Source organism: Moraxella sp. 179-F 1C4 NHS (genome assembly GCF_045370505.1).
Classification (GTDB): Bacteria; Pseudomonadota; Gammaproteobacteria; order Pseudomonadales; family Moraxellaceae; genus Faucicola; species Faucicola tetraodonis.
On record NZ_JBIQEC010000004.1, the window covers coordinates 41,421 to 57,178 of the forward strand.

The 15,758-nt window shown below is 44.3% G+C and carries 15 protein-coding genes; 5 read left to right on the top strand and 10 right to left on the bottom strand.

Annotated features, from left to right (window positions below):
- Nucleotides 1-87 precede the first annotated feature (87 nt).
- Both ACH0AB_RS02855 and ACH0AB_RS02860 read left to right on the top strand, forming a co-directional pair.
- Nucleotides 88-873, top strand: a complete 786-nt coding sequence (locus ACH0AB_RS02855) for a DnaA ATPase domain-containing protein (RefSeq protein WP_406877092.1) — start codon at nt 88-90, stop codon at nt 871-873.
- Between the two features lie 77 nt (nt 874-950).
- Nucleotides 951-1,619 carry a DUF2057 family protein gene (locus ACH0AB_RS02860; protein WP_406877093.1) on the top strand — a complete coding sequence of 223 codons (669 nt, stop codon included), beginning with the start codon at nt 951-953 and terminating at the stop codon, nt 1,617-1,619.
- Between the two features lie 84 nt (nt 1,620-1,703).
- Here ACH0AB_RS02860 and gspM read toward each other — a convergent pair whose 3' ends face one another.
- From gspM to ACH0AB_RS02900, 8 genes are all read right to left on the bottom strand, one after another.
- Nucleotides 1,704-2,195, bottom strand: a complete 492-nt coding sequence (gspM, locus tag ACH0AB_RS02865) for a type II secretion system protein GspM (protein ID WP_406877094.1) — start codon at nt 2,193-2,195, stop codon at nt 1,704-1,706.
- A gap of 21 nt (nt 2,196-2,216) precedes the next feature.
- Nucleotides 2,217-3,536 carry a type II secretion system protein GspL gene (gene gspL, locus ACH0AB_RS02870; protein WP_406877096.1) on the bottom strand — a complete coding sequence of 440 codons (1,320 nt, stop codon included), beginning with the start codon at nt 3,534-3,536 and terminating at the stop codon, nt 2,217-2,219.
- 36 nt (nt 3,537-3,572) lie between these two features.
- Nucleotides 3,573-4,025 (bottom strand): phosphohistidine phosphatase SixA, encoded by a 453-nt coding sequence (gene sixA / locus ACH0AB_RS02875; RefSeq protein WP_406877097.1) that lies wholly within the window; start codon nt 4,023-4,025, stop codon nt 3,573-3,575.
- Nucleotides 4,026-4,058: 33 nt separating this feature from the next.
- The gene (locus ACH0AB_RS02880; protein ID WP_406877098.1) at nt 4,059-5,267 is read right to left on the bottom strand and encodes an NAD(P)H-dependent glycerol-3-phosphate dehydrogenase; all 1,209 of its coding nucleotides are present in this window, start codon (nt 5,265-5,267) and stop codon (nt 4,059-4,061) included.
- A gap of 88 nt (nt 5,268-5,355) precedes the next feature.
- Nucleotides 5,356-5,928 carry a nitroreductase family protein gene (locus ACH0AB_RS02885; protein WP_406877099.1) on the bottom strand — a complete coding sequence of 191 codons (573 nt, stop codon included), beginning with the start codon at nt 5,926-5,928 and terminating at the stop codon, nt 5,356-5,358.
- 43 nt (nt 5,929-5,971) lie between these two features.
- Nucleotides 5,972-6,619: a hypothetical protein gene (locus ACH0AB_RS02890; protein ID WP_144917534.1), complete on the bottom strand. Its 648-nt coding sequence runs from the start codon at nt 6,617-6,619 to the stop codon at nt 5,972-5,974.
- Nucleotides 6,620-6,660: 41 nt separating this feature from the next.
- On the bottom strand, nt 6,661-7,782 hold the full coding sequence (zapE, locus tag ACH0AB_RS02895; RefSeq protein ID WP_406877101.1) for a cell division protein ZapE: 1,122 nt from the start codon (nt 7,780-7,782) through the stop codon (nt 6,661-6,663).
- Between the two features lie 200 nt (nt 7,783-7,982).
- Nucleotides 7,983-8,681 carry an alpha/beta hydrolase gene (locus ACH0AB_RS02900; protein ID WP_313012664.1) on the bottom strand — a complete coding sequence of 233 codons (699 nt, stop codon included), beginning with the start codon at nt 8,679-8,681 and terminating at the stop codon, nt 7,983-7,985.
- Between the two features lie 269 nt (nt 8,682-8,950).
- On the opposite strand from ACH0AB_RS02900, the gene ACH0AB_RS02905 reads away from it, so the two are divergent.
- Nucleotides 8,951-9,343: a hypothetical protein gene (locus ACH0AB_RS02905; RefSeq protein ID WP_065252543.1), complete on the top strand. Its 393-nt coding sequence runs from the start codon at nt 8,951-8,953 to the stop codon at nt 9,341-9,343.
- A gap of 129 nt (nt 9,344-9,472) precedes the next feature.
- Here the strand turns inward: ACH0AB_RS02905 and ACH0AB_RS02910 are convergent, their stop codons facing one another.
- Complete coding sequence (locus tag ACH0AB_RS02910) at nt 9,473-9,964, bottom strand: hypothetical protein (protein WP_353478303.1); 492 nt, start codon at nt 9,962-9,964, stop codon at nt 9,473-9,475.
- A gap of 126 nt (nt 9,965-10,090) precedes the next feature.
- On the opposite strand from ACH0AB_RS02910, the gene ACH0AB_RS02915 reads away from it, so the two are divergent.
- Nucleotides 10,091-10,516: a hypothetical protein gene (locus tag ACH0AB_RS02915; protein WP_406877102.1), complete on the top strand. Its 426-nt coding sequence runs from the start codon at nt 10,091-10,093 to the stop codon at nt 10,514-10,516.
- A gap of 77 nt (nt 10,517-10,593) precedes the next feature.
- Here ACH0AB_RS02915 and ppc read toward each other — a convergent pair whose 3' ends face one another.
- Nucleotides 10,594-13,452, bottom strand: a complete 2,859-nt coding sequence (gene ppc, locus ACH0AB_RS02920) for a phosphoenolpyruvate carboxylase (protein WP_406877104.1) — start codon at nt 13,450-13,452, stop codon at nt 10,594-10,596.
- Between the two features lie 306 nt (nt 13,453-13,758).
- Between ppc and ACH0AB_RS02925 the strand changes: the two genes are divergently transcribed.
- Complete coding sequence (locus tag ACH0AB_RS02925) at nt 13,759-15,741, top strand: propionate--CoA ligase (RefSeq protein ID WP_406877106.1); 1,983 nt, start codon at nt 13,759-13,761, stop codon at nt 15,739-15,741.
- The last annotated feature ends 17 nt before the right edge of the window (nt 15,742-15,758 follow it).

Below are 15,758 nucleotides of genomic sequence, written 5' to 3' on the forward strand. Positions count from 1 at the left end.
TATGTGTTATATATACAGTGTGTTATATGTACAGTGGTTTATGATTTATTTTCAAAAAGGGATATCTTACCGATTGCGAGTGCATGAATGTCGGAACAATTAAGTCTAAACTTAAATATCAAGCAGTCCGCGAGTATCAGTGACTTTAGTGGTCCAGGCTGGGCATCCATCATCGATGTGGTGCGCCAAATGCATGTAGGGCTATTGACGCAGCTATATCTATACGGCGAGCGCGATACAGGTAAAACCCATCTACTCAACGCTATCTGCGAATCCTTCCGTGATATCGACCAATCTGTTATTTATCTGTCGCTGCGTGAACTGATAAACGCCAATATGGATGCCATGGTGTTGTCATCGCTAGAGAATACCACAGTGATTGCGCTTGATGATATGGATGAAATTCAAGGTCATCCTGAGTGGCAAGAAGCAGTTTTTCATCTGATTAATTTATCGCAAGAATACGGCAATAAAATTATTTTTGCCAGTCGTTTGCCTGTCAAAGCGTTAAATTTTGAGCTGCGAGATTTGCTATCCAGGCTTGCTCGAGCCGCAACTTTTCAGTTGCCAACGGGCAGTGATAAGCTTGATAGACAGCTGATTTTGGAATCGGTATTACGCCGTCGTCATTGGCACTTTGACCCGCGCATTATTGACTATTTGCTCAATGAAGGTCCTCACCGCATCGGCGCGATGTTGGCAGTGTTAAACGAATTGCAGCCATTATTTTCCAATATGGAACGCACCCCATTAAACAAAGTGACCAAAGCCAAAATTCAAGATGCGATGAACATCATTGATAATTTAACGCTCAATTTTGAATTGGCGGACTTTGATGAAATTACAGAAAATGAAAATTTTTTAGATTTTTGACCGGGTTTGTCATAGGAATTGCGTGATAAATGGGTTAGAATCCATTAACAGTTTGATGTAAAACAACAGGATATCCTATGAATAAACAGTACTTATGGACGGCTGCCGCGTTGACTGCGGGCGTGTTAGTAACCACACAAACATTTGCCCAAGTCACCTTGAATGTCACTGATAATACCATCGTGACTGCCATTAATGGTCAAGAAGTCAAAAACGGCTTGCTTTCAAAACCGCAAAAAACCTATAAACTTGAGCCAGGCAAACATGTGATTACTGCCAAGTACAATCGGTTGTACGAGCTGCGCGGTGACAATCACGATGTGTTACGTTCAAGCAATATTAGCGTTCCCGTAGAGCTTGCCGACAATCAAACGTATGTGTTGGATATGCTAGGTCAACCAGAAGACTATAATGCGGCCAAAGAATATGTCAAACAACCCACACTAGCGGTGCTACAAGGCAAGCAAATCATTGCAAGTCAGCAAGCCACATCCAGCAGTAGTTCAAGTATTTTTAGCGGGTTGGGTAATGCGTTAGGCGGTGTGTTTGGTGGTAGCTCAAAAGCGGTTGAAGCTAATCAACAAACCATCAATGCCTTAGGACAATCAGGGGGCGCAATTCCCGCTATCAATCAACCTGTTGCGACCACAGTCAGTTCATCGGATAGTCTCGATCAATTTATGCAGTTATGGTTGAGAGCAACGCCAGCAGAGCGTGATAAAATTCGTCAGTGGGTGCAAAAATAATCACCCCATGCGCCCCCATGCGCCAAAACAACGATGCCAAGTGCATCGTTTTTTATGGTCATTTACCATTGCTTAGTTTTACCATTAGTTAATAGATAAGACAGATTGTACTTCTAGCTTATCGAGGGCTGGCTGGTTGATTTGTAGTTGCTGGATGCGGATACCTTGTTGTTGAAACTGATTAAATATATTGGTGATTACGCTAGCTTGCGCGTGACTAAAAGCAACTTGGATAGTATTGCCATTCTCGACCACTTGCGCATTAACAATACCTGATTGGCTAAGTATTTGTTTGATAGCATCGGCTTGACTGACTTGTTGGGTCTGGTTGGGATTGATGTTACCTGCTTGACTGCGTAGCCAAAACACATCTGCCATGGTGTCATCGTATTTTTTTTGTGCTTGGTTGGCTTTACTATGCAGCGTCCAACCACCGACACCGACCACAAAGAAAAGCAAGAACATTGCCAATATCAGCAGCGCAATCTGATCACGACGTGATAAATTTTGAAAGGCATGACCCAGAGGCGTGGTTAGTTTTTGCAGGGATTGGCTCAGTGAGGCGTGCGGTTTCATAAATTCATCTCAGTCGTAGGTTTAGTCTGCCAATTCAATATCTATCATGGCAACGGCACTGCCAGCAGAAGTTGGCGCCACTGCACTGGAAACCGCACTGGCAGTATTGGAAGACATCGCAGCGGGCATAGCAGCATCCACAGACCCTAGCTTGGCTTTTATCCCTTTGTTTACCATGTCATTGACGGCTTTGTTTAATGAATCGGCGCTTGATGATAAAAGCTGCAGTTGTAAGTGATTATTTTGAAAATTAAGCTGCTTGGCAGTCAGTTGGTACTGCTGCAATACCGGCTGTATGGACGACAATGTCTGAAGTAGGTTTGGCGTGGCTGATTGCTGGGTGGTTAATTTGCCAGATAACTGTCGTTGTAGGGTGAGTTTGCTACTAAGCGGCTCATTGGGAAACCACTGGGCGTATTGCTGCGCCAGCAAAGTTGCGGCTTGTTTTTGTGCTTGGTTATAATAATACCAACGAAGCGCATCGACCATAAAGGCTGTCAGCAGCGCACAAACCGTGATTAGGGCGATGACTTTGGCATAAGGCGCAAGCGTCGTTTTACCTTTGATTGTCGCAAAGTTAAAAAAATGTCTGACCGGGTCTTTGATTGGGGTAGGCAACAACTCAGATGATTCTATGGATAAATTAGGCATACTGGCTAATTGCTGAGCAACGGTTTCATCGTGAAAACCCGTTAAATATAGCGTTTCTAGCATGGGTAATTTGGTGAGTACCAGCGGTAAAAAACTAACCGCCATGCCGTGATAAGTATGGAGTTTTAATAACTGCGTATCTGCATCTTGGTAATAGACCGCGCTTGTGGTAGGTCTCGTTTCTGCAGCCCTCGTTTCTGTATCCCTCGTGTTTGTGCTCGTAGCTATGCTTGTATCCATTCTAGTATCAATTCTAGTATCTATGGTCGGCAGCAATAAAAAATCTGGCACTAAAGCGACTATCTCAATACCCGCCAACGAGGCAGCATTGATCCATGAATGAATATCGGCAGCATGAAGCCCAAATAACGCCGGTAACTCGCTATTGCTGACCGCCGGCTGGATTTTGACTTGTAAATCTTCTACCGACCCAATGCTGATATCTTCAAATAAATAGCGCCTGCCGGTGTCGCCCAAAGCGTTGAGCTGGCTTGCTGAAAGGGTAGGCTGGATTGTTAATAAATTGACACTAGGAAAATAGAGACAGGCTTGCAGCTTGGCTGATTGGGTGGTTTGCAGATTGGCAAGGGTCGCAAGCGTTTGCCAATCGTCAGCCGTTTGCCAAGTCTGGCTGGTTTGTTGCCATAAACGTAAGGCAGCATGCTGAGTTGGCAACCAAATATGAATCACAGAAGTGTCCTACACAAAATTGACAAATTAAATCACCTAACAGGTGGGAACAAAGCGTTTAATCTCAGCGGCAAGACTGGGTGCCAATATACCCATATCATACACACGCGCTTCAGCCAGCGCAAAACCCTCTAGGGGTTCATCCGTGAGAATATGGGCGATTTTGGCAATGATATTCATATGACAAACCACCACCATGCAGTCGCCAACAAATTCGCCTAGCGCATCCACGGCGATGTCTGCATCGTTATCGGGGGTGATGCCATCATACGTGGTCACAGGGACATGGGGAAAAAATTGCTGGATTTGGGCAAGGGTTTGCTGGGCGCGGTTGTAAGGACTGACGATAAAATGATCGGGCTCAAAGTTCTCAGCAAGCCATTGTGCGGTCTGTGAAGCTTGGGCTTGACCCAGTGCTGATAAATTTCTTTCATGGTCTGGCAGGGTATAAGCGCCTGCATCGCCATGACGAACTAAAATTAATTGCATGTATTTACCTAAAAATATTTAAAGTTATGTTTTTCAGTTATGCTTTGGCTGCACTTGATGCGGCATGACAAATTCCACATCACTTCTAAATCCTGCTTCCATCAAGTTTAACGCAACCCCAAGCGGCGCTTTGTCTTCATAGATAATATCGTGCAAAGCATGGGTAATTGGCATATAAATACCCTCTTTTATGGCTTTTTCATTGACCTGCTGGATGGTATTAATCCCTTCAGCGGTTTGCCCCAGTTTTTTGATGGCTTGGTCAAGGCTCATGCCACGCCCTAGCATATTACCAATCTGGTAGTTACGGCTTAAGGTCGATGAGCAAGTTGCATACAAATCACCCACGCCCGATAACCCCAAAAAGGTCAGCGGATTAGCCCCCGCTTGGACGCCAAATCGGCTCATCTCAGCCAATGCGCGGGTTAATATCATGGCTTTGGTGTTTTCCCCGATGTCATAGGCAGCGGCCATGCCCATGGCGATGGCATAAATATTTTTAAGCGCACCGCCAAGCTCCACGCCAATTAAATCATCACTGGCAAACACGCGAAAAAACGCACTGTGCAGTGCTGTCTGCACGGCAAGCCGTAGCGCTGCAGATTGGCTGGCAATCACGGTGGCAGACGGCATATTATTCATGATTTCTTTGGCGAGATTGGGACCGCTCATCACGCCAAAAGCCACATTGGGCAATTCATCTGCGATCACATCACTCATTAGCGCAAAGGTATCTTTTTCCATACCTTTGGTTAAAGACACGATGGCTTGAGCGCTGATAAAAGGCGCAATTTTTTGTAAAGTTTCGCGAAAAGCAGCGCTAGGGACTGCCACAAAAATCAAATCTTTGCCTTTGACGGCTGCTTGCAAATCATGGGTAAATTGCAGGCGCTCATCAAGCTTATGGTCGGGCAGATATTTTTTGTTGATATGGGTTTTTTGCATCGATTTGACGCTGCGCTTATCGCGTACCCAAAGCGTAACTTCGCAGCCATTTTTGGACGATAGATTTGCCATTGCCGTACCAAAACTACCACCGCCCAGCACGGTAATTTTGAGGGGCGCAGGTTGATTGGCGAGCTGATTGTCTAAGTCTGTCTCTAATACCGCTGTGGTGTCCGGTTTAGACTTTTTGACCGCTTTTTCAATGACGTCGGCAAACAGCTTGCTGGCTTTTTCACGATTGACATTCAGCTTTTCTAAATTTTCACTTAGATTGGTTGCTATCTGGGGTTTTTTCATTGAAAATCCTTGAATCCACTTGTCCTGCAAATACTAACAACAGGGCACCCTTTACATGAGCAAAATATAAAAACGGCTAGCTTAGCCGTTAGTTTGTGCCATTATCATAAACAATAAATGGTGTGACGTCTATCTTGGAACGCGGCGGGATGGTCGACACGGCTGTGCCAACATAGACAAAAGCAATGACTTGGTTATCAGCGGTTACATTAAACAGTTGTTTGATCGCAGGCGCATTGGCAAGTGGACCGGTGCGCCATACGGTGGCAAACCCTTGTGCCGACAAGGCAAGCAGTAGATTTTGCACGGCACAACTACTTGCCGCTATTTGTTCCCAATGGGGGACTTTATCATGGGGTTTAAAATCGGTTACACACGCGATAATCATCGGCGCACGCAGCGGCATATTTTCCGCTTTTTTGAGGGTTTTCTCGTCGGTTTCACCTTGTGCTATCGCGGCATTTTTTAATGCCGTGCCTAAGGTGTTAAGCGCTTGGTCTTCAAGTACGATAAAACGGTATGGGTTTAAATCCTTGTGATCGGGGGCGGATAGCGCCACTTCGATAGCCTGCTCGACTTGCTCGCGGTTGGGCGCAGGGGCGACAAGGTTGCCGATTGAACGGCGCGATTTGATAAAGTCTAAAATTTCTTGCGTTTGCATTTTGATTTCCTTGTTTCTTAAAGATTAGAATTATATTCTTATATCACTGAAACTCTAATTGTGTTAAATAATCATAAGTTTGTCTTTTCTTAGTCAATAACTCGTAGTTTTGATAACGCTTGTTGTATCTAGGTGTTAAAACTAATTTTTTATCTTTAAAGTCAGCGACTTTATCATTGAATAAGATGATGATTTTGTTATCTTCATTTTGAATACTTTTTACATAAGGAAAATCCGTCAAAGCAAGTTTTGAGAAGTTAATATCTTGTGATTTTTTGGTATTTAATTCTTCAGTTATCTGATTGACAATATTCACTAAGTTACTTTTTAAAATATAGTCACTGCATGACTTGATGGCGGTAGAACGTAATAGGTTATATTTAGGCGTTTTTTGAACTTCGGTAATTTGTTTAGCGGTAAGCGTTGATGGTGCAGTGTTTGCTAATTGAAGATCCACACTTTCTTGACACATATTAGGGTCGTAATTAGAATATTTTTGACGAATATAAGCTTGAGTTTTATCCATCTTTTCCAACATGTCAGATTGCTGAATTTCGCTTACACTTTGAGCAAATTGTTGATATGCAGGACTGTTTTTATCTTGCATATCTTGGTAGCTAAGATTATTAGTATCTGCTAATACCAAATTTGTCGTTAGCATTGCTATTAAAAATACAAAAACGCTTTTCATAAAAACTCTCTTTAAAATGTGCTGACTTGTTCAAAATAAGATCAAGTTTCAATATCTTTTTTGCTATCATCCAATCGGTGTTCCGCTTTTAAATACTCTTCCGATTGCATTTCAAGTAAGCGTGAGCGCGTGCGTTCAATCTCAAACGCCAATTTTTGCCCTTGATACAATTCCAAAATCGGCTGTTCTGCACGTACCAAAAGCTTCACCCGACGGTCATAAAACTCATCCACCAAATAAATAAAACGGCGTGTAGGGTCGGCAATCACATCATTGAGCGCAGGCACGTCATCGACTAGCACGGTGCTAAACTCATTGGCGATTTCAATAAAGTCGCTGGCCGAGCGCGGCTGCATACATAATGCCCGAAAATCAATGTACAGGGTGTTTTCGGTGCGACCTTTGATAGCGATATCACGACCATTGATATGAATGGGGTCTTGGATAATGTGTTGGTTGTTGCTTAGCGCGGTAAAGCGGTTGGCAAGCCAGTGGATGTTTTCTTTGGTCAATGGAGATACGTAAAGTTCGGCTTGCTGCAATACGCGCAGACGGTAGTCGATACCACTGTCAATGTTCATGACCGTACAGTTTTTTTCAACTTCGGCAATGGCAGGTAAAAAACGGTCACGGTGAATACCATTTTTATACAAGCCATTTGGCGCGATATTTGATGTGGCAACCAAGGTGATGCCTTTTTTAAATAGCATGGTAAATAAATCACCTAAAATCATCGCATCGGAGACATTGGAGACAAAAAATTCATCAAAGCAAATCACATCCGCTTCATTATGGATGATATCGGCGACTTTTTGTAGTGGGTCTTGTTGACCTTGTAGCTTGTTGAGCTCGGCGTGCACCCGTTTCATAAAGTGATGAAAGTGCTGGCGCATTTTGCTGTCGGCAGGCACCGACTCAAAAAACATATCCATCATCCAAGTCTTACCACGACCCACGCCGCCCCACATATATAGCCCTTTGGGCGGCTCAGTACGTCTTAAAAAGCTAAATAGCCCACGTTGTTTGGCGCGGTTGTCCATGATTTGTTCATAGACATTATCCAAATAAGTCATCGCAGCGCGCTGCTGTGCATCTTCGCTAAACTCACCAGATTTTAGCGCAAGCTCATAGCGTTGTAGGGGTCGTAAATTTGAGTTGGGCATGTTGTCTCTCAGCGTAAATTAAAAAGTTGTCAAATTTCCATTTCAACGTGCTTTGACGTAGGGGTATTCAATAAATAGATGCCATTAAATAGACTGCATTAAAGTGCCAAATAGCTCACGATGTCAAATACAGCAAAAATTTGAATCAAAAACACCCATCAAAAACACAAATCAGAAACTAGGATAAAATAAAAACTGCGTTATTTACTACTTAACGCTTCAAGCAGCTGTTTTAATTCCCCTAATTTACCATGAAAAAAGTGCCCTGTATCGTCAATGATGTGCGTTTGAATACCAAAGTTTTCCCCAAATTGTTGTAGCGAGCTTGGCGCAATCACTTCATCATTCGCGCCATAAATCATAAAGGTTTGTGCAGTGGGCAGTAGCAAATCTGAAGTGTCGTTTTTTTCGATAGAAGGGGCAATCAAGGCCAAATCAGTGATATCAAAATCATCCACTCCCAAAAATGCGCCTTGTTCATTGACAAGCTGAGCAAGCTTAGCGGCGACAAATCCGCCAAACGAAAATCCGCCAATCCATAGCTTGCGCGCCTCGGTTTGGCTATGAATCCATTGCAGCACGGTTAAGGCGTCTTCGATTTCACCTGTCACATTGCCGTACTCGCCCGTTGACTTGCCCACGCCGCGAAAATTAAAGCGTACCACGTGCATGTTTTGGTCGCGGGCAAAACGATACATGGTGGTCACCACCTTATTCATCATCGTGCCTTCTTGCAATGGGTTTGGGTGACAAAGAATGGCAACGCGCTCAACCGACGCGGCGTTTGGGTTAGCAACGCCCGTTGAGTCAGCTTGCCAAAGCGCGTCAACTTCAAGCTTACCGCAAGGGGCATCTATTAATTGCGAATGGGTTGATTGTGAGTGGGCAGGTGAGAGCATAATCGTCCTAATCTAAGCAAAAAACTTTAAAAAAACCACCCATCATGCTAACCAATTTCACCCAAAATAGCTAGTTTGAAAATCAACAAACCAGCCAATTGTTGCGCGGATTTTATGATTTGTAAGACCACTTGCGGCGGCTCACTTTTTACCACACACTAATACAAGCCATCAACCAAATTCTATTGTTGAAATGGTGAGTTTGCCTGGATTATTGATAATTGATGAGAACTTTAACACCGCTATTGAAAAGGGACAGCCTGCAGATCATGAAATCATCTCTCAAACCGTCTTTATTAAACATCACCACATTAAAAATTACCACTATCGCGCTGGTTGCAGCAGTGAGCTTATCTGCTTGTCAAAGTACACCAACTAATTTACCCGTGCTACAGCGCGCGAACAACACCCTAGAAACCACTGGGTTAGGCAAAAGCAAAAATATCGCCAAAGTAAATGCGTTACATATCGCAACCGAGCAGTGCCGCGGAAAATCGCCCATCGTGTTGACCGATAGCTACCAGTATAATGGCGTGTTGGATGAAAACATGGGACGCGCGGCTGACCAAGCCATAGGCATGATTGGCAGTGTGTTTGGTAGCAAAAAAACCATTGCCCGCGATGATGATTACGAATATACCATGACGTTTAGATGCCCGTAATTTATACCTAAGCCCTTTATATAAGCAAAGAAGTACAAGCAAAGAAGCACAAATGTAAAAAGGACAGCGGTAACGACAGGACAGACATAAAAAAGGTTAGGAGCGTTCCTAACCTTTATTGTTTTTGTATCACTGGCGATTTAACAAATGCTGATTGAGCTGTGAAATCACCGCTTTATCCCCTAACTGATTGATACTATCACGAATTTTTGGAATCGGCTCGGCAGCAATCGGCTGACTATCAAATAGCTTTAACAACCGCAGTTGTAATGCTGGCTCACCTTGCTCAATGACAATATCTACGAGGGTAGGCACATCAAAGGGCAAATCCGAGGTTGACTGTGCCATTGCCACCGCATGATAAGCGCCATGTGGGTCTTGGTCGGTTATAATACGGGTATTTACGGCTCTGTAAGCTTTTTCTGAAGTACCGCCTAAGACATTGATTTTGTGTAAACAGTTAAGCGCAGAATTATTTTGTAATTGTGCAATAGCAATGATGTCTTCGGCTTGCTCTTGCAAATAGGCGCGTTTTTGTGCCAGTGCCTCTAATTGCTGCTCAGTCAGTGGCTCAGCGCTTTCGGCTTTTTTTAAGTTGGCATTAAATTGAATTTCTGACATGGCTATCCCCTTATTTATATGGTTATTAGATAAGGGTTTTTTTTATAAAATCAAATCCACCGGTTAGACGAGCGCATTTTAATCACAATCCAGTTATAATCAATCAAAATAACAAAAGGGCGTGCTATGTTAGTGTTAACAGTAAATCCTGACAATATCAGTGTAAGGTTGCAAGATAACCTATGGGACATTGGGCTTACGCTAAACGTAATTGCAGAGACATTGCACGTGTTGCCACCCACTGAATTGGCTTGGGAAACGGCAATTATGCGCATAGAAGATGCTATTTCACCGCTAAAACCTAGATTGCCCAAAGATGAATTATTAAAGGTGATAGGGGCAGAGGATTTACGCTTGCTAGCGTTTGAGCAAGATGACAATGGCGATTATATTCGGGCTGAGATGCTAGAAAAAGCTTTTGCGGTGCTGGCGGGCTATCGCTCGCTGCGAGATTTACCTGCTATGCCCAATGACCTAGCGTTTTATGCCAAGGTATTGCTACTACGAGAATGGGTGCACCATTTGGATTTTGATAAGGTTTATTTGGGTTAATTGTCATCAATAAAAAATCGCCAGTACACAACCAGCGATTTTTTTAAAAAGTAATTTAAGACTGTTTTGAATATTTACTAACCAGTATTTCTTAAGCCTTGGGCAATACCATTGATAGTTAAATGAACCAAGTTAAGCGCCGCGGTATAAGACGATTCATTATCGCTCGTCGCTTCATTGGTAGTGGTTTCAGTGGTAGACCTTTCATCAGTAGTCGCTTCACGAAGTTGTTTTAATAATGCCACTTGCAACCAGTTTAAGGCATTCAAATATGGCAAGCGTAGCGCAAGTGAGCGTGCCAATGTACGGTTATCATCCAGTAGTGTTTCTTTATTGGTCAGTGTTAGCAAGGCTTTAAGGCTGCGGTGATATTCTGCAGTAATAAGTGCAAAAATAGCGTTGGCTTCAGTGGCATCGTTGGCAAGCTCAACATAAGCTTGGGCGATTTCGATATCGGTTTTTGCCATTACCTGTGCCATATTTGATAACATGGCTTGCATAAAGGCGCTATGTTGGGCGTTGTGTTGCAGTTTTGCTAAGTTTTCTGGGTTATCTGCAATCAGTTTTTCGACTGCGGTGCCAAAGCCATACCACGCTGGCAGCATTAAGCGATTTTGCATCCAAGAAAATACCCAAGGAATCGCGCGCAAATCTTGAATACGCGCCAACGACTTGCGGCTAGCCGGACGTGAGCCAATATTTAAACTGGCAATTTCTTTGACCAAACTTGTCTGCAAGAAATAATCAATAAAATACGGCTGAGTGATAAGCGCGCGGTAGCAATTAAAGGCTTCATGCGATAATTGATTCATTAGATCGCTATCAGGGCTTTCGCTATGGCTTGGCAATAGGCTCGCTTTGAGCGTTGCAGCAATCAGCGTCTCAAGGTTGCGTTCCGCGTTGCCCGCATCGGCATATTTTGCGGTAATAACTTCCCCTTGCTCGGTAATACGGATTTGACCATCCACTGAGCCTTCGGGTTGTGCCAAAATCGCTTCAAATGACGGACCACCACCACGACCCACGCTACCGCCACGACCATGGAATAAACGCAGTTGAATGCCATATTTTTCTGCCATTTCGACTAGCTGAATTTCAGCTTGGTATAGCGACCATTGACTGGTGACATAACCGCCATCTTTGTTACTGTCTGAATAACCGAGCATAATCTCTTGCAGATTGTCACGACTAGCGAGCACCGATTTGTACCAAGGTTTATCCAATAACTCACTCATGATGCGGGTACTGTTTTGCAGCGCTTCAATGGTTTCAAACAAAGGTACAATATTGATACGGCTCACGGGTACGCCATCTTTGACCAATAATAGCCCTGATTCTTTCAATAACAACGCTAGTGCCAACAAATCACTTACTTGTTCTGCATTAGAGATAATACTTTGGGTAATCGCTTTGTCACCAAAGCGATTTTTGATATCGGCTGCGGCTTGAAAAATCTCTAACTCACGCTGGGTTTGTGGCTCATAAGTGATATAGGGGTTGTATAAAGGACGTGCAGTTGCCAATTCACGCAGCAGCACACGTTGACGCGCGGATTCAGACAAAGAAAGGTAATCTTCTAAATCGGCATGTTTGAACAAATCATGGACGGTTTCGGCATGAATCCCTGAAAACTGGCGCAAGTCCAATGGCATCAAATAAAACCCAAATACTTCCACCGCGCGGATGATATCGGTGAGTCGTTCATTAGCCAGTAACTCACTGCCATTGTCCACCAATGATTGATAAACAACGTACAAATCATCTAAAAACTCGTCACAATCAGCATAGGGCTCACTAAGTCCAAAGCGACAACCGTAAGACAAATCAAACGTATGCGAGGTAGCGACTAAACGTGATGAGATAAACCCGATGGCGCGGCGATAAGGCTCTTCTTCTCTAGAGATATTATCTTCTTTGGATTGCTCGGAGAGTGCCAGTACCGCATCACTCACTTTGACATGGCGGATAGACAGCGGCAACTCTTGATATAGCTTGCCCAGTTGGTCACGATAAAAGTAAAACACCGTCGCCGCTTGGCGTTTGAACGCATAGCGAAGGGTATCGGCTGACACAAACGGATTGCCGTCACGGTCGCCACCAATCCAACCACCGATATTAAGTAAGTTTGGCATGTCAGTGTCGGGGAAACGCTCTTTTAACTGATAATCTAATTTGCGATACAAACTTGGCAAGGCTTCAAAAAAACTTAAATCAAAATAGGCAATGCCATTGTCGATTTCATCTTTGACAGTAATTTTAAAATGGCGGGTTTCATTGGTTTGCCACTGCGACAATAACGTGGCTTCTAGTTGCTGCTCGATACGATGACGTTGGTAGCCAATCGCAGTGTGGTATTGCTCAAGTAAGGCACGGATTTGACGGCGCAGTGATAAAATAGTTTGACGCTGTACTTCGGTCGGATGCGCGGTCAATACCGCACTGATAAAGGTATCATCAAGCTGTGCTTGCAACTCATCGCTGTCAATCCCTTGGGCTTTTAATTCATCAATCACATGGGCAAAACTACTTTTTGAGGCAGATTCGTCTTGTTCGTGGGCAAGGCGGCGGCGCTCATGGTGCATATCTTCGGCGATGTTAAACACTTGCGCAAATAAGCCACAAGCCCGAATGAGGTTCTTGCGCTGTTGATGGTTGAGTGTTGGCAAAATGGCTTGAATAGTCTGCTGGGGGTCTTCGCCATTTAACAGTTTATTAATGGTTTGTTTGACCGGTTCTGAGGTTTGCTGCTCAACGACCGTTATTAGCACGCGGCTAAGTAACTGGGTGTCCGCTAGCAAAGGAGAGTCTTTATCACTATCGATAAGCTCAACGAGTGCCGTATTTGACGGATGCGAGTTTAAAGGGGTTAAGCTTAAAACGTGAGGCGGTGCAAGGCTGTTTTCATTTTCAGCTGGGTTGGCGTTGGTCTGGCTCATGACTTTTCCCTTATTTGCTTTAGTCTAAAAAGTGTAACAGGACAATTATGTTAGCACAAACTATCATCACCGTAAGAAATACTAATCGTTAAAAATTCGAAATATAAAAAATTTAAAATTAATTTGGCAAGGCTTGACGTAAGTGAGTCTATTTGCTATATTCAAAAACGATACAAAACGTATCATTTGAATTTATAAAGTGGATTCAAGGAATGAATTCAAGCAATGAGATGTTTTACCAACCTCTAAAAACCAAACCTGCAAGCGACTTTCACCATCCGTTAAGATTCTAGCTAAGGACAGCCAATGAATTTCTCTGACTTATACAATCAATCCATCAACGACAAACAAGCCTTCTGGGGCGAGCAAGCCAAGCGAATCTATTGGCATCAACAACCTACCCAAATTTTAGATGATAGTAAGCTGCCCTTTGCCAAATGGTTTGTCGGTGGCGAAACCAATTTGTGTTACAACATGGTCGACCGCCATCTTGAAAACCGCGCAGAGCAAGATGCCTTTGTGTGGGTGTCTACCGAAATCAATGCTGAAATGATTGATAATTACCCCAATATTCAGAAAGCTTTTAAGGCACTGGGCAACCCCGTTGAACTGTATACCGACTATGCCAAACGCCGCTTAACGTACAACGATTTATACAAAGAAGTAAACTATTTTGCCGATGTGCTAAAACGTCATGGCATCTACAAAGGCGACCGTGTTGTCATCTATATGCCGATGATTTTGGAAGCGGCGTATGCCATGCTGGCTTGTGTGCGTATCGGGGCGATTCATTCAGTGGTATTTGGCGGATTTGCCTCGCATAACCTCGCCGTACGCATGGATGATGCCGAAGCCAAAATGGTGATTACGGTCGATGCAGGGCTGCGCGGCGGCAAGCTCATTAATTATAAAAACTTGGTCAATAAAGCGGTGGAAGAAGCCAAAGTCAAACCCAATGTGTTGGTGATTGACCGTGGCATTATGCCATATACAGCTGAGCCGCAGGACATCGACTATGCCACTGAGCGGGCGATAAGTGCCGACAACAATGCCAAAGTCGATTGTGTTTGGCTAGAGTCCAATGCGCCATCGTATCTATTATATACCTCTGGCACGACAGGCACACCCAAAGGCGTACAGCGCGATACAGGCGGTCATGCGGTAGCCCTGGCCACCGCGATGGATTTTGTCTATAACGGTAATGCTGGCGAGACGTTTTGGGCGATTTCGGATATCGGTTGGGCAGTGGGTCACTCGTTTAGCATCTATGCCCCGTTACTGGCAGGCATGACCAGTATCATATATGAAGGTTTGCCAACCACGCCAAACCCGGGGATTTGGTGGCGAATTGTCGAAGCCAATAAAGTCAATATTTTGTTAACTGCACCGACAGGCGTGCGGATGCTACGTAAACAAGACGAAATGTGGATGAGCCGTCACGATATCTCAAGCCTAAAAGCATTCTTCTTGGCAGGTGAACCACTCGATGAGCCAACGGCCCAGTGGTTAACAGGTCACATGGGCGTGCCAATCATTGACCACTATTGGCAAACTGAGTCGGGCTGGCCCATCCTAAGCCATGCCCCAAAATTTGCAGGCAATCCCGACCACAAGCCACACAAACAAGGCACACCCGGCTATCCGATGTTTGGATATGACGCCAAAGTCATCAATGAAACCACAGGAGAACCCTGCCAAGCCAATGAAAAAGGCATGCTGGTGTTAGCCGCACCTTTACCACCCGGTTGTTTGGCTACCGTTTGGCGAAATGACGAGCGTTTTATCAATGGCTATTTTTCACTACTTGATGGCAAACAATACGCAACATCAGACTATGCGGTGATGGATGAATACGGCTACTACTATATTCTAGGGCGAACCGATGATGTCATCAATGTGGCAGGGCACCGTTTGGGTACCAAGGAAATCGAGGAGGCCATCGGTCATCACCCCGAAGTCGCCGAATCGGCGGTTGTTGGCATCCATGACGAGCTTAAAGGTGAGCTACCCATTGCCTTTTGTATCCTAAAAAATCATGACTTAGTAGCAGAAACCGAAAACCGTTTCCGCATTGAGCAGCAAATCGTGGGTGAAGTCGCAAGACAGTTGGGCGCCTTGGCTAAACCTGCGGCTATTTATTTTCCCAAAGCTTTACCCAAAACCCGCTCAGGTAAAATCTTACGCCGCTCTATCAAGGCACTGGCGGAAGGCAAAGAAACAGGCGACATGAGTACGCTGGATGACCCAACTGCGATTGAGGCGGTCAGACAAGCGATGGCGGACTATTAATGGCAATCAATAAGTTG